This window comes from Arthrobacter vasquezii, from assembly GCF_029455255.1.
Classification (GTDB): Bacteria; Actinomycetota; Actinomycetes; order Actinomycetales; family Micrococcaceae; genus Arthrobacter_D; species Arthrobacter_D parietis.
This window is the reverse complement of the sequence record NZ_JAROKN010000021.1, coordinates 24412-51189: the sequence shown is the minus strand read 5'-3', so window position 1 is coordinate 51189 and position 26778 is coordinate 24412. Positions and strand designations below refer to the sequence as shown.

The 26778-nt window shown below is 62.1% G+C and carries 24 protein-coding genes and 1 pseudogene; 5 read left to right on the top strand and 20 right to left on the bottom strand.

The genetic code is table 11. The features are described 5' to 3' along the window. Positions 1–193 (top strand): annotated as a pseudogene (locus P4U43_RS09600) (hypothetical protein); the annotation flags it as partial. Positions 194–205: 12 nt separating this feature from the next. Here the strand turns inward: P4U43_RS09600 and dnaB are convergent. Continuing rightward, a complete protein-coding gene (gene dnaB, locus P4U43_RS09595; protein WP_277358538.1) occupies positions 206–3865 on the bottom strand; it encodes a replicative DNA helicase in 3660 nt (1219 codons plus the stop codon). Between the two features lie 576 nt (positions 3866–4441). On the opposite strand from dnaB, the gene P4U43_RS09590 reads away from it, so the two are divergent. Next, complete coding sequence (locus P4U43_RS09590) at positions 4442–4867, top strand: DUF1801 domain-containing protein (RefSeq protein ID WP_277358537.1); 426 nt, start codon at positions 4442–4444, stop codon at positions 4865–4867. Between the two features lie 66 nt (positions 4868–4933). Here the strand turns inward: P4U43_RS09590 and rplI are convergent, their stop codons facing one another. The 14 genes from rplI to P4U43_RS09520 form a co-directional block, all read right to left on the bottom strand. Then, positions 4934–5383 (bottom strand): 50S ribosomal protein L9, encoded by a 450-nt coding sequence (gene rplI / locus P4U43_RS09585; RefSeq protein ID WP_056545506.1) that lies wholly within the window; start codon positions 5381–5383, stop codon positions 4934–4936. Positions 5384–5398: 15 nt separating this feature from the next. Next, on the bottom strand, positions 5399–5638 hold the full coding sequence (rpsR, locus tag P4U43_RS09580; protein WP_005273147.1) for a 30S ribosomal protein S18: 240 nt from the start codon (positions 5636–5638) through the stop codon (positions 5399–5401). 99 nt (positions 5639–5737) lie between these two features. After that, positions 5738–6295: a single-stranded DNA-binding protein gene (locus P4U43_RS09575; RefSeq protein ID WP_277358536.1), complete on the bottom strand. Its 558-nt coding sequence runs from the start codon at positions 6293–6295 to the stop codon at positions 5738–5740. Between the two features lie 54 nt (positions 6296–6349). Next, on the bottom strand, positions 6350–6655 hold the full coding sequence (gene rpsF / locus P4U43_RS09570) for a 30S ribosomal protein S6 (RefSeq protein WP_026543913.1): 306 nt from the start codon (positions 6653–6655) through the stop codon (positions 6350–6352). 188 nt (positions 6656–6843) lie between these two features. After that, positions 6844–8124, bottom strand: a complete 1281-nt coding sequence (locus tag P4U43_RS09565; RefSeq protein ID WP_277358535.1) for a M18 family aminopeptidase — start codon at positions 8122–8124, stop codon at positions 6844–6846. 48 nt (positions 8125–8172) lie between these two features. Next, positions 8173–8856: a response regulator gene (locus tag P4U43_RS09560; protein ID WP_082565885.1), complete on the bottom strand. Its 684-nt coding sequence runs from the start codon at positions 8854–8856 to the stop codon at positions 8173–8175. Further along, a complete protein-coding gene (locus P4U43_RS09555; protein WP_277358534.1) occupies positions 8853–10109 on the bottom strand; it encodes a sensor histidine kinase in 1257 nt (418 codons plus the stop codon). The genes P4U43_RS09560 and P4U43_RS09555 overlap by 4 nt, the downstream gene beginning before the upstream one ends. 34 nt (positions 10110–10143) lie before the next feature. Beyond that, on the bottom strand, positions 10144–11025 hold the full coding sequence (locus P4U43_RS09550; protein ID WP_277358533.1) for an ABC-2 transporter permease: 882 nt from the start codon (positions 11023–11025) through the stop codon (positions 10144–10146). Positions 11026–11027: 2 nt separating this feature from the next. Then, entirely contained in the window at positions 11028–11975 is a 948-nt protein-coding gene (locus tag P4U43_RS09545) for an ABC transporter ATP-binding protein (protein WP_277358532.1), read from the bottom strand. Positions 11976–12193: 218 nt separating this feature from the next. Then, positions 12194–13054 (bottom strand): PDDEXK family nuclease, encoded by an 861-nt coding sequence (locus tag P4U43_RS09540; protein ID WP_277358531.1) that lies wholly within the window; start codon positions 13052–13054, stop codon positions 12194–12196. Between the two features lie 211 nt (positions 13055–13265). Next, positions 13266–14252, bottom strand: a complete 987-nt coding sequence (locus P4U43_RS09535; RefSeq protein WP_277358530.1) for a YncE family protein — start codon at positions 14250–14252, stop codon at positions 13266–13268. 253 nt (positions 14253–14505) lie between these two features. Next, the gene (locus tag P4U43_RS09530; protein WP_277358529.1) at positions 14506–15339 is read right to left on the bottom strand and encodes an ABC transporter permease; all 834 of its coding nucleotides are present in this window, start codon (positions 15337–15339) and stop codon (positions 14506–14508) included. Further along, positions 15336–16322, bottom strand: a complete 987-nt coding sequence (locus tag P4U43_RS09525; RefSeq protein WP_277358528.1) for an ATP-binding cassette domain-containing protein — start codon at positions 16320–16322, stop codon at positions 15336–15338. The genes P4U43_RS09530 and P4U43_RS09525 overlap by 4 nt, the downstream gene beginning before the upstream one ends. Before the next feature lie 309 nt (positions 16323–16631). Continuing rightward, complete coding sequence (locus P4U43_RS09520) at positions 16632–17102, bottom strand: hypothetical protein (RefSeq protein ID WP_277358527.1); 471 nt, start codon at positions 17100–17102, stop codon at positions 16632–16634. A gap of 267 nt (positions 17103–17369) precedes the next feature. Between P4U43_RS09520 and P4U43_RS09515 the strand changes: the two genes are divergently transcribed. Beyond that, positions 17370–17786 carry a hypothetical protein gene (locus tag P4U43_RS09515; RefSeq protein ID WP_277358526.1) on the top strand — a complete coding sequence of 139 codons (417 nt, stop codon included), beginning with the start codon at positions 17370–17372 and terminating at the stop codon, positions 17784–17786. 31 nt (positions 17787–17817) lie between these two features. On the opposite strand, the gene P4U43_RS09510 is transcribed toward P4U43_RS09515, so the two are convergent. The 3 genes from P4U43_RS09510 to P4U43_RS09500 form a co-directional block, all read right to left on the bottom strand. Then, positions 17818–18996, bottom strand: a complete 1179-nt coding sequence (locus P4U43_RS09510) for an MFS transporter (protein WP_277358539.1) — start codon at positions 18994–18996, stop codon at positions 17818–17820. A gap of 165 nt (positions 18997–19161) precedes the next feature. Then, positions 19162–21630 carry a zinc ribbon domain-containing protein gene (locus P4U43_RS09505; RefSeq protein WP_277358525.1) on the bottom strand — a complete coding sequence of 823 codons (2469 nt, stop codon included), beginning with the start codon at positions 21628–21630 and terminating at the stop codon, positions 19162–19164. Positions 21631–21744: 114 nt separating this feature from the next. Next, positions 21745–23427 carry an ABC-F family ATP-binding cassette domain-containing protein gene (locus tag P4U43_RS09500; protein ID WP_277358524.1) on the bottom strand — a complete coding sequence of 561 codons (1683 nt, stop codon included), beginning with the start codon at positions 23425–23427 and terminating at the stop codon, positions 21745–21747. 81 nt (positions 23428–23508) lie between these two features. On the opposite strand from P4U43_RS09500, the gene P4U43_RS09495 reads away from it, so the two are divergent. Together P4U43_RS09495 and P4U43_RS09490 are read left to right on the top strand one after the other, a co-directional pair. Next, positions 23509–24039 (top strand): P-loop NTPase family protein, encoded by a 531-nt coding sequence (locus P4U43_RS09495; protein ID WP_277358523.1) that lies wholly within the window; start codon positions 23509–23511, stop codon positions 24037–24039. 19 nt (positions 24040–24058) lie between these two features. Next, a complete protein-coding gene (locus P4U43_RS09490) occupies positions 24059–24253 on the top strand; it encodes a hypothetical protein (RefSeq protein ID WP_277358540.1) in 195 nt (64 codons plus the stop codon). Between the two features lie 37 nt (positions 24254–24290). Here P4U43_RS09490 and P4U43_RS09485 read toward each other — a convergent pair whose 3' ends face one another. Continuing rightward, a complete protein-coding gene (locus P4U43_RS09485; protein ID WP_277358522.1) occupies positions 24291–25664 on the bottom strand; it encodes an L-serine ammonia-lyase in 1374 nt (457 codons plus the stop codon). After that, positions 25661–26773, bottom strand: coding sequence for a glycine cleavage system aminomethyltransferase GcvT (gcvT, locus tag P4U43_RS09480; RefSeq protein WP_277358521.1), 1113 nt, complete (start codon positions 26771–26773; stop codon positions 25661–25663). The genes P4U43_RS09485 and gcvT overlap by 4 nt, the downstream gene beginning before the upstream one ends. Positions 26774–26778 lie beyond the last annotated feature (5 nt).

The window sequence follows — 26778 nt, the reverse complement described above, 5'->3', positions numbered from 1 at the left end:
AAGGAAACGCATCATGGCTCTCGACGCCGCTAACTCCCCTGAACTGATTCAGGAAACCGTACACACCATGCTCTGTCAGCCTGTCGCCAGTGGGGTGCTGCGCCGAGGGCCGGCCGTCCTGGTGAGCCCAGTGGAGCTTGACCCGGCGCAGGCCGGCGTGCCTCATCGGCTGAAGCCCAGCCGTCTCCCGTGATCACCCTTCCCCCTAGAACCCGCCGGTGTCCGCTGCCATGTTGTTGAACCGCGAGTAGTGGCCCTGAAACCCGACAACCAAAGTCTTGGTGGGACCGTTACGGTGCTTGGCGACAATGACGTCGGCTTCTCCGGCTCGCGGCGATTCCTTGTCATAGACGTCGTCGCGGTGGAGCAGGATGACCATATCGGCATCCTGCTCGATCGAGTTATGAACGGCAATGCCGTTGGCAACGAAGTTGTGGTTTCCAAGGACAGTCGCGTCGAATACCTCTTCCTCACCGTCCGGTTCGATACTGACAACGCTGTCCCAGAGGAGATCATTGACTGCCATGACGTCGAGCTCCGCTGAGCCCAACACGGCCGCCACCCTTGCCAATCGCTGCCGCGACGGAGCGGCCTTGAAGAGGGTTGATCCACAATATTGGGTCCCAATGGCTGCCTGGAACTCACGGTGGGTCATATCCTTTTCCGCGAGGATGGACTTCACATCATCCCAAACCTGCAGAGGAACGGTGTCAACATTGGTGTTGGCTGTTTTGTCCCGGATGATCTCAAGCAGATGCTCGCATGAAGCCGCCCGGGCACCATGGACGCCGATCTCCTGAAGGAACCGGCGCTGATCGTCACCGCCCGAGACGTCGAGCGTGTAACCCGGACGGTAGTTGCCCTTGGCGGTCGCCGTTTTTACCCTGGCGCTGATACCGAAGCGAAGAAGGAGCCGCGTTACGTCATCGATGAGCCGCCGTGAGGTCGACGCATAGTAGATGCGGCCGCCCGTAGCCGCCCGGTTCACGGTCACAGAACCGTCGGTGGCCCACAGGTGCTTCAGGAACAGGGAAATTTGGGCCTTGGGTAAAGCGAAGACCTCTTCCGGAACGAAGTCCCTCACCTTATTGGCGAGAAGGATGACCTGAGAATCATCCCAATGGGTCCGCTCTGACGGCCCGTTGACATGGCGAGGAACACCCAGTCGGTCCCCGACCTTGAGATGACCGAGCGCACGCCAGCCGTCGTAGGTGAAAAACGGGTGGTTGGAAGTGGCTCGAATAGTTTTCCCGGAGGCCAGCGTTAGACGGAAAACCTCCTTTGTGCCGGTCGAGAAAACATGCGTGAGGTGGCGCTCCACGTACCGGAGGCTGTCATCCAAAGACCAAACAGGCACATCACGGGCACCGGTCCGGAACAGCTCGCCCATTGTGGTCTCCGCACCGGTATCCGATCGAAGCACCCTTGTGTCAGCAGTGAGGCAGCCCGATTCGCGAAGGTCCGAGACCATTGGCCGCTTGTCTGTTCGCTGTTCAGAGCCACGGTTGAGCTGTGACAGTGCAACGACGGGAACGTTCAGTTCCTTCGCCAGGAGCTTCAGGGCTCGCGAGAATTCCGAGACTTCCTGCTGCCGTGATTCGACACGCTTTCCGGATGACATCAACTGCAGGTAGTCGAGGACAACGAGCTTCAGATCATGCCTCTGCTTGAGACGGCGGCATTTTGCGCGGATCTCCATCAGCGACATGTTCGGGCTGTCGTCGATGAAGAGCGGGGCGTCGTTCATGCGTCCCATCGTGGTGGCGATCTTGCCCCACTGTTCATCCTTTACGGTGCCCTTGCGCAGGTCCTGCAGTCCGATGGTGGCTTCCGCAGACAACAAACGCATGGCGATCTCATTGCGGCCCATCTCGAGCGAGAAGAAGACGGTAGTCATGTTGTGCTTGATGGCGGCAGAACGGGCCCAGTCTAAAGCGAACGTGGAGTTGTGAGTGGGGACGAAGGACCTGCCTGCCAGATACAGATGCTCGTCATTCGTTACCTGTATGCATCGAACAGGTACCGACTCGACGCGTTCCACCGAGGTGATGAACCGCTGAGTCCGCTTCGGCGTGGACCTACAGTCCCGCTCTTTGTGGAGAATCTGCTTGCGAGTGAGCCCAAATACAGTGTCATCAGTGGAAAAAGTGATGACGAAGCACGTCGACGAAGAAGCGCTACGACCTTTGACAGGTCTTTCCCACCAGCCGGTGCGGTAGCCCAAGCTGAGCGCGAGCTCACCGAAATCTTTTGCCAAGCGAGCGTGCGTGACCGCAAACTGCACGCAGCCATTCGCGGTAACGGTACCGTCCGTATCCAGCAGACCGGCCAAGAGAGCGCGCCGCTGCGCCTCGCTCCCTCGAAGGTACTGGGCAGGGATGTGCTTGTTCCCAAGCACTCCAAGGGTGCGCAGCTGGGCTTGTAAAGATCCGTTGCCGTTACGACACGCCATACAACGCAAGCCGCCGGCGCACCGCTCACCGCAATCCATGCAAACGCTAGGAGGAACCGGGGCCGATACAGCACTTGCCCGAGCACCGCACGAGCGCGAGCAGGTCCGGACATGGCGAACCTTGTTTTCAAACGGGCGACTGCAAACGACACAAACACCATGGAAGATGTACTGCTCAGGAAGGCGTACAGAATAGGTGATGTCGGTAATCTGCTTCGTCACGTACCCCTCGCCGCCAATACGGAGGAGCACCTCCTCGTCAGCCGTGGTTATTCGAGCGGTCGCCGATGCGCCGTCACCCAGCCACGCCCCCAAAGTGTAAGGGCCGATCGGGAGCTCAGCATGAGGCAGGGCCAACGGACGGGTATTGCGCACTGAATGGTTGAGTCGCTGATCGCTGGTATTGCACCGGAGCGTATTCGCGATTTCCCGTGTAGTGCGAACAGAGGGGAACACCCGTTGATTGCGTACACCGCTGTGGCCTACGGACGCCGCCTGCGCGGACTTTCGGGAAGCTCGGGTATCGGTCAGCCATTGGTGTTCTTCGTCAGCAACGATGGTCGAACCGTCGTCGAACGTTATCTTGAAACACGGTCGGCCATGCATGACCTCCGTGGCAGCTACGACCGCGGTTGGGCTACCGTCTGCTGCTATCACCTGGTCCCCCACCGACACCTCACCCATGGTTGTCCAGCCGCTGGGCGTGGGCAGCGGGGTGTCTAGTGCAAGCGCTTTACCCATGGCAGGACGAGCCGCAATCACAATCATCTGCCCGCCATGCAGACCCTGGGTAAGTTCGTCGAATTCGTAGAAGCCCGTCGGTACCCCGGTCATCCCCTCGCCACGGTGGCCAGCCGACTCAATCTCGTCGACCGTGCCCTCGATGATGTCCTTCAGGGGCACATAATCTTCAGCGGTGCGGCGTTCGGCTACTGCATAGACCTCGGCCTGGGCGGCGTTGACGAGGTCATCCACCTCTCCGTCATTGGAGTAGCCGAGCTGGACAATCTTGGTACCGGCATCAACCAGGCGACGCAGGACAGCACGCTCGCGAACGATTTCAGCGTAAAAGCCCGCGTTGGCGGCCGTGGGAACAGACTGAATGAGTGTGTGAAGGTAAGCAGGACCGCCGATGCGGGAGATCTCTCCGCGCTTGGTGAGCTCGTCCGATACGGTCACGGCATCAGCGGGCTCTCCACGACCGTAGAGATCGATGATCGCTTCATAGATGCTCTCGTGTGCCGGGCGGTAGAAATCCACGCCGCGTAGCACCTCGACGCAATCGGCAATTGCGTCTTTGGACAGCATCATCCCGCCGAGGACGGACTGCTCAGCAACCAGATCCTGTGGAGGCGTTCGGGAGAACTGCGGTGAACGAGTGTCTTCTGATGAATCCGCATGAGTCAAAGACACGTGTGCGGCCTTCCTTCCCGAAACTTTCCCGATCCCTGCCCAGGGCGTCTGCCGAGGAGTGGTGGATCCGAGCTGAATAACTATAGATACCAGCCGTCACCGACAGTCCTTGCGGTATGGGATACCCCGCAACGCTAGTGCCCAGCTTCCGCTCTGCCAAGTGAGTTATCCACAGGGGGTGTGTATAAACAGGCAATTGTTCGGCGTGTTGTGTGCACAGGCTGGGGATATCTCTGTGGAGTAGAAAGAATATTAATCCACAATGTGGGGCTGACTTGGGTAAATGCTTCATTCCACCTGTGGAGAAGAAGTTTATTCCGCCAACATTCAGCCCGCACTTTCGTGTTGACAGACGAGCAAAAGAGCCCTACGGCGGCGCATTTATGCACTGACTATCCACAACCCGTACGCCACTAGACATGACGTGCGTCACAGCGAATAGAAAGCATGACGGCCCTTTATGCCCCTACACTGATGGACCGGCCATAGACGTACGGACACGGGAATACTCCACCTGCGAGATATATGCACCGGGTACGGTCCGGTGTACGTCTTAACCCTGAGATACTTCCACCCATGGCAGACAACAAGACTGTACCCACCGCCGCGTCCCCACAGGACTTCATCGATTCAGTACCCCATGAACGCCGCAGGCAGGACGCTCAAACGCTCCTGGCCCTCATGAGCCGTATCACCGGGCTCGAAGCGGTGATGTGGGGTCCGTCAATGGTGGGGTTCGGAAGCTACCACTATAAGTACGCTTCCGGCCGCGAGGGGGACGCCCTGGCCGTCGGGTTCTCACCGCGCAGCGCCAACCTCGCGCTCTACGGGCTCACTTACGCACCACAAGCCGCCGAGCTTCTTCCGGAGCTGGGCAAGCATAGAACTGGTGCAGGATGCCTGTACATCAATAAGCTCGACGACGTCGACCAGGACGTTCTCGCTCAGCTCATCGCCCTGGGTCACGAGTTCATGGTCAGTGAGAACTTCACAAGCAGCTGATCCGGCGGCAGGCAGAAGGCCCCCGCTCCCGAAGGAACGAGGGCCTTGCGCGTACTATGCGTAACTCTAGCTGGCGACGACGTCGAGATCGATCACTGCGGCTACGTCCTCGTGGAGACGAACGTTTGCCTGGTAGCTGCCGACCGACTTGATGTGTGCCGGCAATTCGACCTTGCGCTTATCGATGGCGCCAAGTCCAGCGGCCTCAACAGCCTTGGCGACATCCTCGGCCTTGACGGTTCCGAAGAGACGACCGGACTCGCCGGCCTTGACGGTCAGCTTGACCGGCTTTGCCTGCAGAGCAGCAGCCTGACGCTGAGCGTCCTCGAGTGAAGCGTGTTCGCGGGCAGAACGTGCAGCCTTGATGGACTCCACCTGCTTCTCGCCGCCCTTGGTCCACGTGAGGGCGAAGCCGCGGGGCAGAAGGTAGTTACGTGCGTAACCGTTCTTGACCTCGACAACATCGCCTGCGGTTCCCAGACCGGTGACTTCCTGGGTCAGAATAAGCTTTGCCATGGTGTGTTCCTTTCCTTAGCCGCGGCCTGCGCCGGAGTAAGGCAGGAGTGCAACTTCGCGGGCGTTCTTGATTGCCTGGGCGATTTTGCGCTGTTCCTGCACGGTCACGCCGGTAACGCGGCGCGCACGGATCTTTCCGCGGTCGGAAATGAACTTACGCAGCAGTGCTACGTCCTTGTAGTCGATGACGGTGACGTCAGCGGCCTTCAAGGGGTTGGACTTTGGTTTGGGCTTACGAAGTTCAGCCTTAGCCATCGTGGTGCTCCTTATGTCTGGTGGAGCCCGCAGAACGGTTCTGCGGGATGGGAATTTCAAAAGTGGAACGCCGCCGGTGCGGCACCGTTCCTGGAAGGTCTAGAAAGGCGGCTCGGATGATTCCGGGCCGTTGCCCCAACCGGACGAGTTACCGCCGGCCGGTGCACCCCACGGGTCCTGGGACGGCTGCTGGGCCTGCTGGCCGCCGCCGCCGTTCCAACCCTGGTTGGAGTTGCCGCCGCCGAAGCCGCCGCCGCTGTCTCCACCGAAACCGCCGCCACCACCGCCGGAGCGCTGGGTACGGCTTACCTTGGCCGATGCGTAGCGCAGGGATGGACCGATTTCGTCCACCTCCAACTCCATGACGGTGCGCTTCTCGCCTTCCTTGGTGTCATACGTACGTGACTTGAGGCGGCCCTGAGCAACAACACGGGTTCCCTTGGTGAGGGTCTCCGCTACGTTCTCAGCCGCTTCACGCCAGACCGACGCCCGGAGGAACAGCGTTTCGCCGTCCTTCCACTCGCTGGACTGACGGTCGAAGGTCCGCGGCGTCGACGCAATGGTGAAATTAGCCACTGCAGAGCCTGACGGGGTGAAACGAAGTTCCGGGTCGCTGGTGAGATTACCGACGACCGTGATAGTGGTCTCGCCTGCCATGGTGCCTCCTACGGTCACGGGCCCACCGGAGTGGGCCTGGTTTGATAGCCGAAATTACTCGGCGGAAACCTTCTGCTCCTCGGGGCGGATGATCTTGGTGCGCATGATGGTCTCATTCAGACCAAGCTGGCGATCAAGTTCAGCTGCAACAGCCGGGGTAGCGGTGAAGTTGACGACGGCGTAGATACCTTCGGACTTCTTCTTGATTTCATAGGCAAGGCGGCGACGTCCCCAGATGTCTACCTTGTCCACAGTTCCTTCGCCGTTACGGACGACATTCAGGAACTTCTCGAGTGTTGGCTCAACGGTACGTTCCTCGACATCGGGGTCGATGATTACCATCAGTTCATATGCACGCATTTGTGAACCCACCTCCTCTGGGCTAAACGGTCGCGGTCTTTCCGCAACAGGAGGTTCTTTAGCGTTGATCCGCGCGCGGAAACCACTCATTTCAGCGGTTCCACGTTGGCACGGACTTATCAATACTACCGGACATGAGCCAGCTCTCCGAACCGCCTGTGGACAAGTGGCTGGGCCGGCAAACCGTGTCAGGACACCGTGAAGAACCGCTGCAGCACCCGGGTGAGCTGGTATGGATCCTCGACGCCGCAGAGCTCACGGGCCGAGTGCATGGACAGCAGTGGAACGCCGACATCCACCGTCCGGATGCCAAGTCTGGTTGCGGTCAGCGGTCCAATGGTGGATCCGCACGGCATCACGTTGTTCGACACGAACTCCTGGTACGGCGCGCCCGCATCCCTGCACAACCGCGCCCAATAGGCGGCGCCGGGAGCGTCGGTGGTGTAGCGCTGGTTCGCGTTGATCTTCAGCAGTGGCCCGCCATTCAGGACCGGGTGATTTGCCGGATCGTGGCGCTCGGCGTAGTTGGGATGGACTGCATGGCCGGCATCCGATGACACACAGAACGACGACGCGATAGCCCGCCGCCGCTGCTCCTCACCGGCACCCAATCCCGACGAGATCCGGTGCAGGATGTCCTCCAGGAACGGCCCGCTCGCGCCGGAGCGTGATCCGCTACCGACTTCCTCGTGATCAAAGGCGGCCAGCACCGCGATGGGTGCGCCACCGGCGTCGTTCTTTGTTGCCTGAATGAGGGCGGTGATCCCGGCGTGCACGGAAGAGAGGTTATCCAGCCTGCCCGAGGCGAAGAACTCGCCGTCCGCGCCGAAGACCCGGGGCTGCTGAGTGTCCGCAACCACCACATCGAAGCCGCCGATCTCCGCTGCTTCGAGATCAGCGTCGACCGCAAGAAGCTGCAGGAGGTCCGCCCGTCCCGGATCACCGAGGCCCCAGACCGGGTTCATGTGTTGCTGCTTGTCGAGCTTCAGTCCGTCGTTGACAGCCCTGTCCAGGTGGATGGCCAGCTGGGGGAAGCGCAGGAGCGGGCCTGTGTGGACAAGGTGCTCCGCGCCGTCGTGCGTCACCAGCCGGCCGGCGAGCGCCAGCTCACGGTCGAGCCAGGAATTCAGCAGCGGTCCGCCGTAGATTTCGACGCCGGCCTGTAGCCAACCGTGCCGTCCGATGGTGGGCTTGGGCTTCAGCTTGAAGGACGGGGAGTCCGTATGCGCTCCGAGGATGTGGAAGCCGGTGGTCTCCGTCGCAGTGGACGGGGTGATCCAGGCGATCAGCGCGCCGTCGCGGATGACGTAAAAGCGGCCGGGTCCCCCATCCCAGGGATCGTCCTCATGCAGCTGGCTGAAGCCGGCCGCCTGAAGTCGGATGCCGCCTTCGTGGGCAGCGTGGAAGCTGGAGGGTGAGGCGGCAACGTAAGCACCGAGGTCTGCGATATGAGCGTGAGCGGCAGTCATGCCTGCAAGCCTACTGTCCGCCGCGTGCTGCCCCGGAAGCCGGCAAGCTCAGAAATCGAGCCCCTGGCTTGGGGTAACCAGACCGGTTTCGTAGGCATACACCACGGCCTGGACGCGGTCCCGCAGATGAAGTTTGGTGAGAATCCGGCGCACATGGGTTTTCACGGTGGCTTCGGAGAGGAAGAACCGGTGTGCCAGCTCCGCATTGGAAAGCCCCTCCGCGATGGCACCAAGAACTTCGAGCTCACGCGGCGTCAGGTCCTGCAAAAGCGGGTCGCGGGGAGGCTTCGGCGCGTCGGGGCGGGAGCGTACGTACTCCTCGAGCAGCCGCTGGGTGACCCTCGGCGCAACCACGGCATCCCCGCTCGCGACCACCCGGACGGCCTGCACCAACTCGTTGGGCGCGACGTCCTTGAGGAGAAAGGCTGAAGCCCCTGCCCGCAGCCCTGCGAACGCGTACTCATCAAGGTCGAAGGTGGTGAGGATGATGATCCGGGCACACGCGCCTGACTGGGTGATGCGCCGGGTGGCCTCGATCCCGTCCATCACCGGCATGCGGACGTCCATCAACACGACGTCCGGCTCCAGCCGTGCTGCCAGGCGTGCAGCCTCAGCGCCGTCGGAGGCCTCACCGACGATGTGCATGTCTTCCTCGCCCTCGAGGATCAGGCGGAAGCCCATCCGCAGCAGCGGTTGGTCATCCACCAGCAGCACCCTTGTCGGCTCGCTCACGCAATCTTCTCCTGTCGGTTCTCAATGGGAACCTGTAGTTCTGCGGCAACAACCCATCCTCCGGACGGCGTTGGCCCACAGTTCACTGTGCCGCCGTAAATGGCGGCCCGCTCACGCATGCCCGTGATTCCCTGCCCGGTTCCCACTGACGGCAGCGGTTCCATGGCGCCGCGGCCGTCGTCGGACACCCGCACCCTGACGGTGCTGCCCAGTCTGGCGATCAGGACGTCGACCGTGGTGGCCCCCTTCGCGTACCGCAACACGTTGGTCAATGACTCCTGGACAATGCGGTGGACGGTCATCTGGAAGGCGGCATCCTCGGGCAGGCCCGGCCCACTCAGCTGCACCCGGATAGGCAGCCCTGCCGCGCGAAATCCCTCAAGGAGACCGGCGAGTGAACCGCCGGCCGGCAGCGGCGCGAGCGGGGCCGCGTCCGGTCCTTCACGGAGAACACCCAGCACCCGCCGCATATCCGCCAGCGCTGTGCGCCCGGTGGCGGAGAGCTCCGCCAGTACCTCCCGCGCTCGATCCTGATCCCGCTTCATGACGACGCCGGCGCCATCGGACAGCGCGATCATCACCGACAGGGAGTGCGCGACGACGTCATGCATCTCACGGGCGATCCGGTTCCTCTCGTTCGCGGAGGCAAGTTCCGCGTTACGTTCAGCCCACTCGCGCAACTCATTCTCATGCAGCCTCTCCCGGCGGACGGTCATGCCGATGCCGACGGCCACGACGTACCACATGACCACGAATCCCACGACAACCCAGATGAGGAAGGGAGCGTCGTCGGGCATCAGGTCCGGGATAAAGGGCAGGGGAACCACCGAGGTGACCAGTGCGGCAGCAAACGCCACAGCTGCAATTTTGATAGGGAAAGCCACCGCAACCGCGTACAGCGCAAACCAGATGCTGATGCCCACCGTTGCGCGCCCGTCGGAGATCAGCAGCGCCACGGGTTCGATCAAACACAACAGCGCCAGGACAACCAGTGGCCGTCGGCGCCGAAAGAAGAGGATGAGGGCGGCGGCGCCGAGAGGCGCTATACCCCACCACCCCAGGGGAAGGTCTGCTGCCAGGACGACGTTGGGCACACTGGCAACAAGGAACAGCACGACGACGGCGACATCCATCACCCGCGGATGTGACCGGAAGTACCGGCGGATGGGGCCGAGCCGCCGGGCGTTAATCTCGGTGAAGGAGACGGCGGCCGTTCGTTCCGCAGTCTCCTTCACCAAGGCTTTTTCACTCATGGAGTGAGCTTATGTGGTGCGCAGGTCTACTCGTCTAGACGTCGCGCTTCTTGGTGACCGCCACCGAGATGACGAGCAGCACGAGAGCCCAGCCGCCGAGTACCAGCGCACCCTGCCACTGGTTGAGGGCGTCTTCAGCGATGGTGATTGCCACCATCTGCTCGCCGGCACTGCTCGGTAGGAACCGCGCGGCGTCAGGGATCCAGTCAGCGATACCTGCCAGCAACGTGGCCACGAGGATCGGAAGGACAAACAGGAGGCCAATGGTCGTTACAACTCCGCCGGCGGTGTTGCGCAGGAGGGTTCCGATGGACATGGCAATGATGGCGACCAGGGCCAGAACCGAACCCGTGTTGATGATGTGCAGCAGCACGCCGTCAGTATCCAGGCCGAAGGCCAGGTCTGATGGGGCGAGAATCGGCTGTGCAACGAGGTAGCCGACGAAAGCTGAACCCGCGCCGAGGATAAATGCGATGACAGCGAAAACGAGCTGCTTCGCCAGCAGCGCCGGAATACGTTTGGGGACCGCGACCATGGTGGACCGGATCATCCCGGTGCCCCACTCGGAGGCAATCAGGACCACTGCCAGGGACCCCATGAGCAGTTGGCCGAAGATCAGTCCGGAGCCCGGGATGGTGGAAACGATCGAGGTTGCGTCCGGCGCTCCCTGCACCTGGGCAGCCACCTCCGGATCGGACTGGAGATCAAACAGGATAGTTGTCTGCCAGGCGAACAGCGCCGCGAGGCCAACCATGACCACCACGGTGATGCTCAGCATGATCACCGTCGAGGGGACGGTTGTCACCTTGATCCACTCGGACTTGAGTACCCGCGCGAAGTTCACGCCGGATCCTTTGGCGGGGCCGCGGTGGGAGCCGGCAGTTTCCGGCGCGGGTGCGGTTGCTGTATGCGACATGGTTACTTGCCTTCCTTGGAGTCGGCGCCGGAAGGAGCATCCGGAAGAGTGTGTGAGTGGTATTCGACCTCATCGGAGGTGAGCTGCATGTATGCGTCCTCCAACGAGGCCTGCAGCGGTGTCAATTCGTAGACGAGGATCTGGTGGTCAAGAGCGACCTCCGCGATCCGGCGCGAGTTCGCCCCGGTGACCTCGAGAAGTTCCGGTTCAAGCTGCTGGGTCGAAACGCCGTCCGCGGCCAGTGCCCGCACCAGCTCGGCTGGTCGGTCGGTGCGGACCCGGGCGCGGGTTTGACCCTGTGCGTCGAGGATTTCGCTGATGGGAGCATCAGCGATGATCCGGCCGCGGCCGATGACAATGAGGTGGTCCGCTGTGAGCGCCATTTCCGACATCAGGTGGGAGGAAAGAAAGACGGTACGGCCTTCGGACGCAAGGCCCTTGGCGAGGTGCCGGACCCACTGCACGCCCTCCGGGTCGAGTCCGTTGACCGGCTCATCGAGGATCACCGTATGCGGATCTCCAAGAAGCGCGCAGGCAATGCCGAGCCGCTGGCCCATACCGAGGGAGAAACTTCCGACACGCTTCTTCGCCACAGGTCCAAGACCGGTCATTTCAATGACCTCCTTGACCCGGCTATTGGGGATACCGTGAGTGGCAGCCATCGCCCGCAGATGGTTGTAGGCGGAGCGCTTGGTGTGGACCGCCTTGGCATCGAGCAGGGCGCCGACTTCACGCAGGGGTGCGGAGTGCTTGGCGTAGTGCTTGCCGTTGACGCGGACGTCGCCGCCTGAGGGATTGTCGAGCCCGACGATCATGCGCATTGTGGTCGACTTACCGGCGCCGTTGGGACCGAGAAAACCGGTCACGCGGCCGGGCTTAACGTTGAAGGAGATACGGTCTACCGCCGTTTTTGCGCCATAGCGCTTGGACAGTTCTGCTGCCTCAATCATGATGGGCATCCTTGGGGAAGGGAAAGTTTTGGAATACACCCAACCCTACGGAGCTTCACCGCGAAGGGCACCGACCAACCGGATGATCTTGCACGCGTCATGCGTCCATCAAAAGGATGACCCCTATTTGAAGTTTTCGTCGCCTAGTTGCTGCTTCGACACCGTCTAATCGGCAAGTAGGCGACAAAAACTCCCGGCGACGATGGCGCCCCCCTTGCCTACCCGGGCCAGCCCTGGGAACGTAGTGCCCCGCGCGCCAGCGAAGTAATCCACTGCTCCCCCTTCCGAATATCCAGTTTGTTGAGCTTCACCTGAGCCCAGTCGGCTTCGCGGGTGCGCTGATCCCGCCGGGCGTCGTACTGCTGCTGTTCGGGCGTAAGGTGATGTCCGCCGTCGTACTCTATGCAGGTCTTGAACTCATGGCAGCCGAGGTCCGCCCAGACGGGAAGGCCAATCTCGGTGTCGATCCGGCAATTGGGGACGAAAACGGGCAGACCGGCACGGCCGAGCATCAGCCGAATCTGGGTCTCGGGGGGCGAATCGACTCCGGGCTCAATCAGGTCGATCGCAAGCCGTGCCGCCCGGATACCGTGAATTTTGCTCGTGTGCTCAACCAGTTTTCGAAGTCCAGCGACAGGAATCATGGGGTGGCGAGGCTCTCCGAAATGGCGGTGGTGCTCGCTGACAATCGAATCACCCGCAGCCACCAGGTCATCAAGGTGCAACAGAGTTCCCAGATCGACGAAGGTGCGGAAGACACTTGTAACTGGCAACCCGTTTATGATCACTGTGTCTTCTGCTCTTAGCGCCAGTCGATGACTGACAACCCCGTTCCGACGGGTAAGAGAGCCGCGTGCAGGGCGTGCGAGATGCAGCACATCCTCGTGTTGACCCGGCACGGCAATGCCGTGAAGCCTCGCGGCACTCACGTGACTGACACAGGAGCCCGGATTGAGCTGTATGAAGGCTTCGGCGCGACTGAGAACGTCAGCGTTCTGACCGACAGCTTCACGGATGCCTCTCGTGGGCGCAGTCAGGTCCTTCGCACGGAGCCGCGAATAGGGGATTTCGTGGGCCATCGACTCCTGCACCGTGAACGGGCGCTGATCCAGTGGAGAAGGTAGGGGATGAGGTTGTTTCATCATCCTTTGATGCCACGCCGCACTCAGGAAAAATCAGCCGTGCCCGGGTATGTGGATATCTTGAGTCATATCCGCGCCCCTTCCCGAGTTTTTGTCGCCTACTTGCTGCTTTCGCCGCCTCTACGCCTCAACAAGGCGACAAAAACTTTCAGGGGGCGACGGGAATCACGGCAAGCGACTGCGGCCTCCCTGGCACCGCAAGCTCCTGCTGCTCGAACGTTTCGAGATCGACAAGGGTGACACCGGGCCAGAAACCGTCCCGAGTGTAGCCCCCGGAGAGCAGCGCATAGGCCTCGCCGGTCGCGGGATCGGTCCACGGCACCACGGTCTCGTGCAACCGGTCCAGCGGCACGATTCGCTCAGCGTTAGTTTCGGTGTCCCGGACCGTGAGGTTCGGAGATCCGGTGGCATTGCCGAATGCCCCCGTTCCGATCACAAGGAGGGTGCCGTCAACCAGAGCCGTTCCGTGCTGATGCGAGTTGGCGGTCATCTCCTCCACGGAGACAGCACCCGAGGCCGGGTTGACGATGGCGAGCGCCAGGCCCTGATAGGGCAGAAGGAGGTTCCCGGCGTCGTCAATTGCGCCATAGTGCGGCTTCTCCCAGGAGGCCAGGCCGCCCTGCGTGCCGAACGGCGCTACCTCGATTCGCCGCACGATGAGGGTTTCGGTATTGACGACGTGGACCGAAAAGGAATCATGGTCGATCGTGTAGACCTCAGAGCCGTCGGCGGAGAGCAGGATGTCAAACGGCCGCAGTCCCACCTCAACGGTACCGATGGTCCGCCCTTCCTGGACATCCACCTTCTCCAGCGCTGAGGTGCCGTCCGCCCGGAGCACCGCCACATAAACCGTGCTTCCGTCCGCGCTCACGGCAATACCCGTACCGCCTGGCCGATACTCCCCCTGCGAGATGGAACCGGCCGGATTCACATACGGGATCAGTGAAGTACGACGCCGCTCCACAAGGTCGACTACCGCCACTCCTTCGGCAGTGGAGACGAAGGCACGCGTGTCGCTCACCGCGACATCCCAAGGTGCCTGCCCGACGGGAATCCGCTGCTCAACGGGACTGCCCGAATCTGCGGGATTGATGACCAGAAGGTCCGCTCCTGCCGCGTCGGTAGCAAGGACCATGGATTCCCGTGGTGACGGCAGTGGGGTCGGCTTTGCTGAGGGAGATTGACCAGAGGTGGGCACGTCCATGCTGGAAGGGGTGGCCGCCGGTTGAGGGGCCGAACTCGTGGCGCTCGGGATAGGCACCGCTGTGCAGGCTGTCAGAAACAACAGGCACAGAATGGCGACGGCGCTGCGAAACATGCACCCATTGTCCCGCGAAAGGCGCATCGGCGGCAGCCCCGGTGGGCTGCCGCCGTCGACGGCTGATCTGTTACCGGGAACTGATGGACTTGAACTTCTTCACTGAGAGCGGCACGAAGATGGCAAGCATCACGGTGATTCCCAGTATCACCGTGATGATCGGGTTCTGCAGGGTCCATGCGGTGGGCTCAGGGAAGTCGGGGTTTGTGTTCCCGAACAGTTGGCGCGCCGATTCCACAAGGGCTGACACCGGGTTCCACTCAGCGATGTTCTTTAGAACCTCCGGCAGGGTATGGATGGGAACGAAGGCGTTCGAGATAAACGTCAGCGGGAACAGGATCATGAAGGACGCGTTGTTGATGACCTCCGGGCTGCGGACGCTCATCCCGAGAAGGGCCATCACCCAGCTGAAGGAGTAGGAAAACAGCAGCAGGACCGCCACGCCGCCCAGGAAACCCCACACCGAGGTGGTGACCCGCCAACCGACCAGCCAGCCGGTGCCCATCATGATCATCATCGAAATGCTGTTGATCACGAGGTCACCGTTGGTACGGCCGATGAGCACTGCTGCAGGGCTCATCGGCAGGGTGCGGAAGCGGTCGATAATGCCGTCCTTCAGGTCCTGTGCCATGGCTGCCCCGGAGAACGTCGAGCCGAAAATCACGGTCTGGGCGAAGATCCCGGCCATCAGGAAGTTCACGTAGTCGGGCACGTTCATTGCGCCGGCGTAAACCTGGCTGAACAGGAGTACAAACATGATGGGCTGGAGGATGGTGAAAACGAGGATCTCCGGCACGCGCCTGATCTTGATCAGGTTGCGGCGTGTGGCGATCCAACCGTCCGAGAACAGTTGGGCGAGAGGCGACCCTACGCTCTCGTAGGCGGGCTGGCTGACCGCGGTCATTGGGCTTTCTCCATTTCGGCGTCATTCTTGCTGGTCTCGTCTTCGGCCCGGTGGCCGGTGAGCTTGAGGAAGACGTCATCAAGCGTGGGCCGGCGCATACCGGCGTCGTGCAGTTGGATGTTTGCCTGGCCCAGATCGGAAAGCACGTACTGCAGCGCGCGTGGTCCGTCGACGACGGACACCTCCACGGTGCGGTCGCTGACGGTAGGAGTGCCGTCACCGTGACGCGCGAGGATTTCACGGGCCGCGCCGGCGTCTGCTTCATCCACCAGCGTCACGACCACCCGGTGTCCGCCGATCTGCGCCTTCAGTTCATCCGAAGTGCCCTCGGCGATGACCTTACCGCCGTCAATCACGGCAATGTCATCTGACAGGTGGTCCGCCTCCTCAAGATACTGGGTGGTCAAGAGCAGCGTGGTCCCATCATTCACCAGCTGGGAGATGATCTCCCACAGCGCGAGCCTGCTTCGTGGATCCAGTCCGGTAGTCGGCTCGTCAAGGAAAAGGATTTTCGGGTTGATGACCAGCGCTCCGGCGAGGTCAATACGACGGCGCATGCCGCCGGAGAATCCCTTGACCGGCCGGTTCCCGGCTTCCGTGAGCTCGAACTGGTCAATCAACTCCTGTGCCCGCTTGCGTGCGGTCTTCGCGCCGAGATGGTAGAGCCTGCCCACCATCTCCAGATTCTCGAACCCGGTGAGATTTTCATCGACCGCCGCATACTGACCGGATGCTCCGATGATCCGCCGGGCCGCTTTGGGGTTGTTCACGACGTCGATGCCGTCGATATGTGCTGTGCCTTCGTCAGGCTTGATCAGGGTGGTAAGTACCTTGACCGCCGTTGTCTTGCCAGCGCCGTTGGGCCCGAGCAGAGCCTTCACGGTCCCCTGCGGGACCGAAAGGTTGAGGCCCGCCAGTGCATGCACCGGGCCGCTCTTCGATTTGTAGGTCTTGGTCAGGCCTTCAGCCTGGATAATCGTCATGGGTCAACCCTAGGTTTTCGGAATTACGGGAAGAAGGAGATTGCGGACAGCTTTGGTCCGCGACCTGGTGGCGGCAAATTGTGCCGCTGAGCGATGTCATAAGGAGTGTGCGGCTCCTAGGGAAACAGCATGTAGACACCGTATACATTTCTTATCCTGACGGCAACGGTTTTCTTTGTACCAACCGCATTCATCGGGACTGCAGCGAGTCCAGCGCAACCGCCATAGCTGCCGCGAGTCTCCAGTCGAGACGTCCGCCGGGAACATTAACGTCATACCTGTCCCGCAGTGAAGCGCGCCGCTCCGAAGTCAGGACAAGCTGGCCCGTCGGATCGCGGAAATCGAAGTGGAACAGGAAGGGCGCCGGGATGGCGTCCAGGAACGGCACAATCTCCCACACACGGCGATCGCGACGCCCTGGCTCCGTTCGCTGCCCACTGCCTGAATTCCGGGTGCTTCAAGCTCCCAGGTGGAACGCAGCAGCGAGGATCCGAAGTTCTTGCGAAAGCAGCCCAGCGGGCTTCCCTGCGCATCGAGCACATCATAGGTTGCTCCCAGGTCAAGACGCCGGCGAGCCTTGAAGGAGAATAGCTGCGTCTTCTTCGACTCGTCCGTGAAAAACCTAACCTCTTCCTTGAAGGCAGCCCGCTTCTGTTGCGCAAGAGCCATGAGCGCCCCCGGATTTCCGTCCGGATCGACGGATCGGACCTCGTACCGATTGACCATGAGGGTGACCTTCTGGGTTACTGAAAATCGCTCGATCGGCGGCTGGGAGTTCATCTGATTCTTTCGTCGTTGTCTGTAGTTGCGACCGCTCTGCGGGCAGCCGTTCTGAGCCTAGCTACCTGAGGTCTCTGCCGACGTCGTCCTGAGGGAGTATCTCTGCCCAATGAGCGGCCGTACCGGGGAAATGACGGCCGTGCCGGGAATCCGGAGCCCTTGACGACCTTCATCCGCGGGTCGAGAGTTACTACATGACGTCCCTTCTGGGCGCCGCTCAATTGGCTCGCTGCATACGCGGCGGCCATTCATAGGAAGGCGAAGGCAATGGACGCAATGATGTGGGTCTGGATCATCATCGGGATCCTCGTGGTGCTGCTCATCATCGGACTGATCGTATTCCTTGGACGGAAGCGCAAGCACGCACACGACCAGGAGAAGCGCCGGAAAGACCACGAGCACGCAAACGAGATTCGGGAAGAGGCGCACGCCAAGGACCTGGAAGCCCGTGAGCGTGAGGCACGCGCCGCCCGCGCTGACGCCGATGCCCAGCAGGCCGAGGTGGACGCCGAAAGACTGCGCAAGGAAGCGGAACAGCGGCAGAACGATGCCCAGGGCCTGCGCCGGGAAACCGAAGAACGCGCGCGCCACGCGGATGAGATCGATCCTGACGTACGCAACGACCAGGGGACGCGCAGCGATAGGAAGAACGGCGCCGATCCCGGCCGGCCCGGACGTCACTGACAGCTGGGCCGCTGACCGCGCCGCTCCGTCATCAGGATCGGATGCCGGCGCCCCTCGGTTCGCCCGCGGGGCGCTCGGCCGCGGCAGGCGCCACAAGGAACGACGCCAATACAGCCACTCCGACGGCGAGCAGGGCATTCCGGATTCCCATCTGGTCACCGAGGAATCCGAGCAGCGGAGGCCCAGCGAGGAATGCCGTGTACCCGATCGTGGAAACCACCGACACGCGGGCAGCAGCCAGGCGCGGTTCGTCCGCAGCGGCAGACATTCCCATGGGGAACCCGAGCGCGGCGCCCGTTCCCCACAGAACCGCTCCGACTCCGGCAAGAAGCACAGTGGGTGCAAAGACGAAGAGCACCAGGCCGGCCAGCGACGACGCAAGGCTCACCTGCAGCACCCGCACCCGCCCGAACCGGTCGATAAAGCCGCCGCCAACGAAGCGGAAGAGGGTCATTGAGGCTACGAACACGCCGAACATCAGCGCACCGACGGCTTCAGTGGAACCAAGGCCGTCCACTGTTGCCTTCGCCACCCAGTCGTTTGCAGCACCTTCAGTGAGCGCTGCACCGAGCACTACCAGCCCGATGAGGAGCGTGCGCGGCTCCTTCCAGGCGGCAAATCCGCCGGAAGGGGAGGTCTCGGCGTCGTCATGTTTCCCGGCGTGAGGGTCCTCAGGCAGGAAGTAACGCGGAATCCACAGCGAAATAATGAGTACCAGCACCGCAACCACCGCCAGGTGGGTTGATAGCGCTACGCCTGCGGCCGCGAGACCGGCTCCGGTGAGCGCGCCGATGAAGGCACCACCGCTAAAGGCCGCGTGGAACTTCGGCATGATGGTGCGCATGAGCCGGCGTTCGACGTCGGCGCCTTCCAGGTTCTGCGCAACATCCCAGAGGCCTATACCAAGGCCGAAAATGAAGAGGCCGACGGCGGCAACCACCACGGATTGCGTGACGAGTCCGCCGGCAATGGTGGAGGCGGCGATAGTGGCAGCCACTCCGCCCAGCCTCACGGTGTTCGCTGTCCCGATCCGTGCGGCGATCCCGCCCGACAACGGCAACGACACCATGGACCCGATCGCCGCAACAAGCAGCAGCGCGCCCGTCTGGCCGTCGCTCAGCCCCAGCGTGTCCGACGCAGATGGAATCCGGGCCGCCCAGCTGGCGAATACGAGGCCGTTGAGACCGAAGATAGCGAAGGTAGCCCACATGGCTGAATTGACGTTGCTCTGCACCTCTAAACCGTAGGCGCACGGGCTCGGAAGGGGCTACCCAGGGCAGGCAGTGTGATGGAGATGACAACAGGTTGCCGCCGCTACTGTGGCGGACCGCACTGAAACCCCGGGCAAAAGAAACACGCCCGGCTCGACGTACCGCTAATCCTCGAAGCTGAGGGTGAGCTGGTCTCCATCAATCTGCACGGCCGCGCTGAAGTAGAGGCTCGCGGTGTCTTCTTCCGGCTCCCATTCGGCCGGCTCGTCGTCCTGCCACTGAGTGTTCCGCTCATAGGTGGCAGTCATCTCGCCTTCCGTGGCGTACAGCGCCAGGGACCCATCCCAATTCTCCGACACCTCGAACTCGGGCTCCTGGGTAATTGTCCAGCTGAAATTGCGATAGTCCTCGTCGTCGCCAAACGTGAACGCTCTGTTCGGGCAGTCCTCGGGCGCCGCCTCTGTGGAGTCGGCGCAGGTCTGAAGGAATTCCCTCGCCTGAGCCACCGCATCTTCCGTCACTGCATCCGTCATGGAGCGCTGGAAAAGGGCCCCTTCCCCAACACTGCTTGCCGGATCAGCCGACACTGTAATGGTTTGCTCCTCCCCCAACGTCACATATTTGGTGCCTTCCGGCGGAGTCAGCACATAGTCGCCCGGCAGGACCGGCAATGAGAACGCGCCTGGAGCCTGCTGGCCGAGCTGTTGGGACAGCTCCACGTCCACGCCGTTTACCGTCACCATGTCCACGCCTTCAGGCACTTGGATCGGCAAGGTCCAGGACGTCCCGCGGGTCACCGTCCAGTTGTGGAAGAACAGCGCCGTTCGCTCTGCCTTCTCCAGGGTGAAGATAAGTGGCACCCTTTTGGCATCCTGGGTTACCTCCGCCGTAACGGTCGCCAATTCACCCGAGAACTCGACGTCGCGAATCTCATGGTCGGTTATGCGGTTCTGAGCAGCACCGAAGATGCCGTCATCCAGCAGCAACCGCTCCTCGGACGTCACATTTGGATCATGCAGCGCTACCGCTGCGCTCGCATCCCCCTCCTCGAGCGCCTTGAGGTACTTCTCAACGTGCGCTTGGGGCCCATAGGTTGTGGCGCTCAGAATGTTGAACGCAACAGTGGCAGCCACAATCAGGAGGATGACGATTCCCGCGATTGCTGTGCCAATCCGCAGCCTTTTCTTGGCATGGGCGGTTAATGGTTTGGTCTCCCGCCCGCCGGCACCCGGCACCTCCTCCACCTGGCGCCCGGTATCGGTGCCGGCGACTGCGGAGTCGGCGGTTGCTGTGGGACCGGAGAACCAGCGGTGGATAATGGCCGGCAGGAAAGGCACTGCCACCGGGGCCAGGTATCGTCCCGAAACTTCAATTGCGGCTCCCCACAAACCCATGATCAGCGGCGTCCAGAGAGCCAGTGCCAGAGTGCCCGAAAACGACAATGCGCCGCCCCTGACACCGAAGACCACTGAGGTGAACAGAGTGATTAGGAGCCCACCCACCAGAAAGATGGCCGGCAGGATGGCCCATGACATCCAACCCTCCCGTTGGCGGTAGGAGGCTCGCGCAGCTGCCCAGGCGATCGATGCGACGAAAGCGATCGTGATGGCTAACAGGATAAGCAGCAGGGCGGCCCACCATGAGAGATCAAAAACCGTCATGGAATCTGTGCCTTGGCTGGTGGCGTTGCTGACGGAAGACAGATGCCCGATTCCGTAGGCCCAGCCGGCGGCGGTGGGTAGCCAGAGCGGTGCTGAGAACGCCGCTGCTGCTCCGCCTTTCACCGTGGCAAAGATGAACAGTACAAGCCCACTCACGAGCGTGTAGGCCATGTAATGGAGGCAGAAGATCCTCACGCCCGCCAGTATCTCCGCGCCTGCGCGTCGCCTCGCAGTTGCTTGCAGAAGGCCGTGTGTAGTCGCCGACCCGTGATGATGTCCCAAGCGACTGCCGAGTGTTCCGATGGCAAGGGCCCCGAAGAACAATGGCAAGGAGGCGCTCGTAAGGACAGCAGACATGCCGTTCTCGGAGATCCGGACTGCGAAGAGGAAGCTAAGCAACAGGCCAACGAGTGCAAGTGTCAGTCCGCTGACCGCCGAAAGCATCCACGCCTGCGTACTGGTGATACTTGTTTGGCTTCGAGCGCTCCGCCTACCAAGGAACCACAGCGTGAGTACCGCGATTCCCGTCAGAGCGAGCGGGACGCCCCAGCCTACAGCGCCTATTTGCAGCGGCATCCCGAGGACATTAAGACCCAGATCGGCGTGTAGGGCTCCCATCATCGCCATGCCGGCGAGCTGAAATGGGAGTGCGAGCAAAAGAAAAGCGCCGCCAACGTCCGAGGGCGTCTCCACTCCCACGTACTCATCGAGGGAGGCCTGCAGGTCCTGTGCTGAAAGAACCAGGCCCAGAGCAACCAGCAGTAAGACTGCGAATGCTGCGAAAACTGTGACGCCGTACGCGATGACCCCGGCCAAACCCGCGCTCAACCAACGGCTGTGCCCGATGTCCCTGAAACCTCCGCCAACTGGCAACGGATCAACGGGCCGCTCTGACGATGACGGAGCCGATACGCGCGGAGTGGCTGGCGGCAGCGGCGGAAGGGCAGGCCGATCGACGGATTCTGGATTCATGGTTGTCCCCCAACGAAAGAATGATGAGGACGATCACTAATTTGCCCCCGGAGACAATTTACTATGAGCGGCCAGTGCCCCGGGTAGTGCTGTGGATAAGTGTCAAGCCTTGTCCTAGCGCGACCGCTGCACTCTGCCTTCGTCCCACACAGGAGCTTCCGATTCATACACCTTGCCGTCCTCGCCGAAGACGAGGAAGCGGTCAAAACTCCGCGCGAACCAGCGGTCGTGGGTTACGGCCAGCACGGTTCCCTCGAACGCGTCGATAGCGCGTTCCAGGGCTTCGGCTGAATGGAGATCGAGGTTGTCCGTGGGCTCGTCGAGGAGCAGGAGCGTGGCGCCGGACAGTTCGAGGAGCAGGATCTGCAGCCGTGCCTGCTGCCCGCCGGAAAGCGAGTCATACAGCTGTTCCGACTGCCCTGCCAGCCCGTAGCGGTCCAGTACTCCCGACGCCGCCTCCCGGCCGAGGCCCGATCGGTGATCGTCGCCGCGGTGCAGGATGTCGAGCAGGCTCCGGCCCAGCAGGTCCGGACGGACATGGGTCTGGGCGAAGAACCCAGGGCGAATGCGCGCACCCAACTTCACCACGCCGGTGTGAGGCACGGGTGCGATGCTCACCTCGGACACCGGTTCATGTTCTTTCTCCGGATCGGTGCCGCCGGCGGCGAGGAGGCGAAGGAAGTGGGACTTGCCGGACCCGTTGGAGCCCAGCACTCCGACGCGGTCACCGAACCAGATCTCGGTGCTGAACGGCTTCATCAGCCCGGTCAGCTCCAGTCTCTGCGCGACGACGGCCCGCTTGGCTGTGCGGCCACCCTTGAGCCGCATGTTCACGTTCTGCTCGATCGGGATCGCTTCCGGCGGCCCTGCCTCCAGGAATTTCGCCAGGCGCGTCTGGGCGGCGTGGTAGCGATTAGCCATGTCCGAGCGGAACGCGGCCTTGTTCTTGTACATGTTCACGAGCTCTTTGAGCTTGATGTGCTCCTCATCCCAACGTCGCCGCAGTTCCTCAAAGCGGGCGTTGCGGTCCGTCCGGGCCTGCAGGTAGGTGCTGAAACCTCCACCGTGCACCCAGCTGGAGGCGCCGAGTGCGCCGGGTTCCAGCGTGACGATCCGGGTAGCCGCATTGTCCAGCAGCTCGCGGTCGTGGCTGACAAAGAGGACCGACTTGCTGGACTCGTTGAGCTTCGCTTCGAGCCACCGTTTGCCGGGTACGTCGAGGTAGTTGTCCGGCTCGTCGAGGAGGAGCAGTTCGTCTGGACCGGAGAACAGCGCCTCCAGGACGAGCCGTTTCTGTTCTCCTCCGGATAACGACGACGCCGCGCGGTACTGTGCGCGATCATACGGAACGCCCAACGCAGCCATCGTCACTTCATCCCAGGTGGTTTCGAGCTCATAGCCGCCGGCGTCTCCCCAATCGGCAATCGCCTGGGCATAACGCATCTGGGTGGGTTCGTCGTCGTGCTCCATCATTGCGAGCTCAGCGTCGTCGATCTTTTTCGCGGCCGCTGCAAGCACCGGCGGCGCAGCGGAGACGAGCAGGTCCCGCACCGTGGTGTCATCGCGGACCTGGCCCACGAACTGGCGCATGATGCCCATACTGCCGGAGCGGGTGATGGCCCCCTCATCGGCGGTGATATCGCCGGCAACAATGCGAAGGAGCGTGGTCTTTCCGGTGCCGTTGGGACCGATCAGGGCAGTCTTGTGGCCCTCGCCGACCTTGAAGGTGACGCCGTTGAGCAACTGGCGGCCGTCGGAAAGAAAGTAGTCGATGTTGGAAATGTCGAGGTGCGCCACGCTCCCAGTCTTCCACCCGCATCCAGTGAGCCGAAATAGGGTCTCATCCGTGGGTAGACACTCGAGTGCGAGGATGGGAGCGTGATTCCAATAACTCCCCAGCGGGTGGTGTTCTTCGGCGTGACCGGATCCGGGAAAACAACAGCGGCTGAGCGCTATGCCGCTGCGACCGGGTTGCCGCTGACATCCGTAGACTCGGACATCGGGTGGCTTCCGGGATGGGCGGAGCGGGATCCCGCCGAGCAGCTCCGCATGGTTGAGGAAATCGCCTCGCGGGATGCCTGGGTGCTGGACAGCTTCTACCGGAAGTGGTCGGACCACCTGATTCCGCGCGCTGAAGTCATCGTTGCGCTGGATTATCCGCGCTGGCTCTCGCTGTCCCGGCTGGTCTGCAGGACACTGCGGCGCATGGTGCTGCGGGAAGAGGTCTGCAACGGGAACAGGGAGAGCTTCCGCCGGGTCATCGCACACGACTCGATCATTCGCTGGCACTTCACGTCCTTCGCCAGCAAGCGCCGGAGGATTCGTGAATATCAGGACGCCGGGTTGCCAGTGCTTCGCTTCACCAGACCGCGGGATCTGGAGCAATGGCTCAGGTCCTATGAGAGGTGACGGCCTAATTCATCGAACGATGAGCTCGCTCACGCAAAGTAGCGCGCTAAAAATCGGTGCAGGAGGAGCTGCAGTCGGATCGGTCATCCCGACCCTCGGCGCCATCATTCCCGCGGCAGTCGGTGTGGACATCGACGTGGTGATGCAGGATGCCCGCGACCTCGTGCGCAACCGGCACACGCTGCGCCAGATCGTGAACGTCAAGGGTGACTGAGCCGTCGCTCAGTTCCGGGGCAGTCCCTGGAACCCAATCAGCATTCCACGACGTTCAAGGCCAGCCCGCCACGGGCGGTTTCCTTGTACTTGTCCATCATGTCCGCACCGGTTTCACGCATCGTCTTGATCGCAGCGTCAAGTGAGACGAAGTGCTGCCCGTCGCCGCGCACGGCCATGCGGGCTGCGGTGATTGCCTTCATCGCTCCCACGGCGTTGCGCTCGATGCACGGTATCTGCACCAGTCCGCCGACGGGATCGCAGGTCAAGCCCAGGTTGTGCTCAATGCCGATTTCAGCGGCGTTTTCGACCTGCTCGGGTGTGCCTCCCAACACCTCGGCCAGCCCCGCAGCGGCCATCGCGCACGCTGAACCAACTTCCCCCTGACAGCCGACCTCGGCACCCGAGATGGAGGCATTCTTCTTGAAGAGGGCACCGACAGCAGTGGCGGCGAGCAGGAAGCGGATAACGCCGTCGTCGTCGGCTCCCGGAACGAAGTCTGTGTAGTACTTCAGGACTGCCGGGATGATGCCGGCCGCGCCGTTGGTGGGAGCGGTCACCACACGACCGCCGGCCGCGTTTTCCTCGTTTACGGCAAGCGCGAACAGGGTGACCCACTCCATGGTGCTGAGGTGGTCATTGGGGTCAGCTTCCTTCTGAAGCAGTTCCAACTGCCGGGCAGCACGACGCCGGACATGCAGCCCACCGGGAAGAATGCCGCTGTTGGTCGACCCCCGCCGGATGGTGTCCTGCATGACGTCCCAGATCTCGAGCAGGCCGTTGCGGATCTCAGTCTCGGACCGGACGGCCAGTTCATTGGCCAGCACAATCCCGGAAAAGGACTTTCCCGTCGATGCTGCAAGGCCGAGCAACTGTTCGCCGGATTCAAACGGGTAGGGAATCGCGACGGTCTGTTCCGCGGACAGGTCGGTGCCGATCTGGTCCTCGTCCAGAACGAAACCCCCGCCCACCGAGTAGTATTCGCAGGCGAATAAGAGTATGCCCTCAGCGTTATATACCGAGAAGCGCATCCCATTGGTGTGGTAGTCCAGCCGCTGCTTGCGGTGCAGAACAAGATCTTTCTCCGGATCAAAAGCTACATCGTGTGAGCCGGCCAGACGAAGGGTCTTTGTTTTCGAGATTTCCTCCACACGAGGTTCAGCGCGTTCCGGATCGGTAAGGTGCGGCTGCTCGCCCTCGAGCCCCAGGATCACGGCCTTGACTGTTCCGTGCCCATGACCGGTTACGCCCAACGAACCGAACAGTTCAGCATCGACGTGCTGGACCTGTTCCAGCAGCCCCTGCTCCACCACCATCCGGGTGAAGAGAAAGGCCGCCGTCATGGGCCCGCCCGTGTGTGAACTGGACGGACCTATCCCGATTTTGAAGAGGTCGAAGGCGCTGATGGTCATGAGCGGCCCGGACGCTTGTAGAACGGCAGCTCAACGACGGTGAAACCCTCCGGACGTCCGCGCAGGTCAACCTGCAGTTCCGTGCCCGGTTCGCTCAACGCTGTGTCAACGTAAGCGAGGGCAACCGGGTACCCGAGGGTCGGGCTCGGAAGGCCAGACGTAACGGTACCTACGGTCTGTCCGTTCGAAACGACGTCGTACCCTGCACGGGCAGACCGGCGTCCGGTACCACGCAAACCGACCAGCTTTCGCTCCGGTGTTTCGGCCTTCAGCGGCTCCAGCACGGAGCGGCCCACGAAGTTCTCGGTCTTCTTCAGGCTGACGACACCGCCCAATCCCGCTTCAAACGGATTTGTCTCCAGGCCGAGCTCATGACCGTACAACGGCATGCCGGCTTCAAGGCGAAGCGAGTCCCGCGAGGCCAGCCCGCAGGGCGCCAGGCCATGGTTGGTTCCTGCCTCGGTCACGGCTTTCCACAGCTGTACGGCCTGCGCGTTCTCGATGAAAAGTTCAAAGCCATCCTCGCCGGTGTAGCCGGTGCGGGCGAGGAGGACCGGCTGACCGGCGAGCTCCACGCGAACGGCGGCGTAGTACTTGAGCGAGGTGATGGCGTCGCGGTCTGCAGCCGGCGCCATGCCGAGCAGGATCGCCTCCGCGTTCGGTCCCTGCACCGCGATGAGAGCGGTCTCCTCCGACTGATCCTGCACAGTGACATCGAAGTCGGCAGCACGCTGCTGCAGCTCGGCAGCAACCGTGTCGGAGTTCGAGGCGTTGGGCACCACAAGGAACTGGTCCTCGGCGAGACGGTACGTGATGAGGTCATCAATCACTCCGCCGCCCTCGGTGCAGATGAGGGAGTACTTGGCCTTCCCCACCGCCATGATCTCCATATTTCCCACGAGGGCATAGTTGAGGAAGCTGGCTGCCTGCGGCCCAGTGACCATCACCTCGCCCATGTGCGAAAGGTCGAAAATGCCGGCGGCCCGGCGAACCGTGTGGTGCTCTTCAAGTTCGCTGCGGTACTTCAGGGGCATCTGCCAACCGCCGAAGTCGGTGAATGCCGCACCGAGTTCCTGGTGCTGGGCATACAGCGCTGTCTGCTTTGTCATGGCGA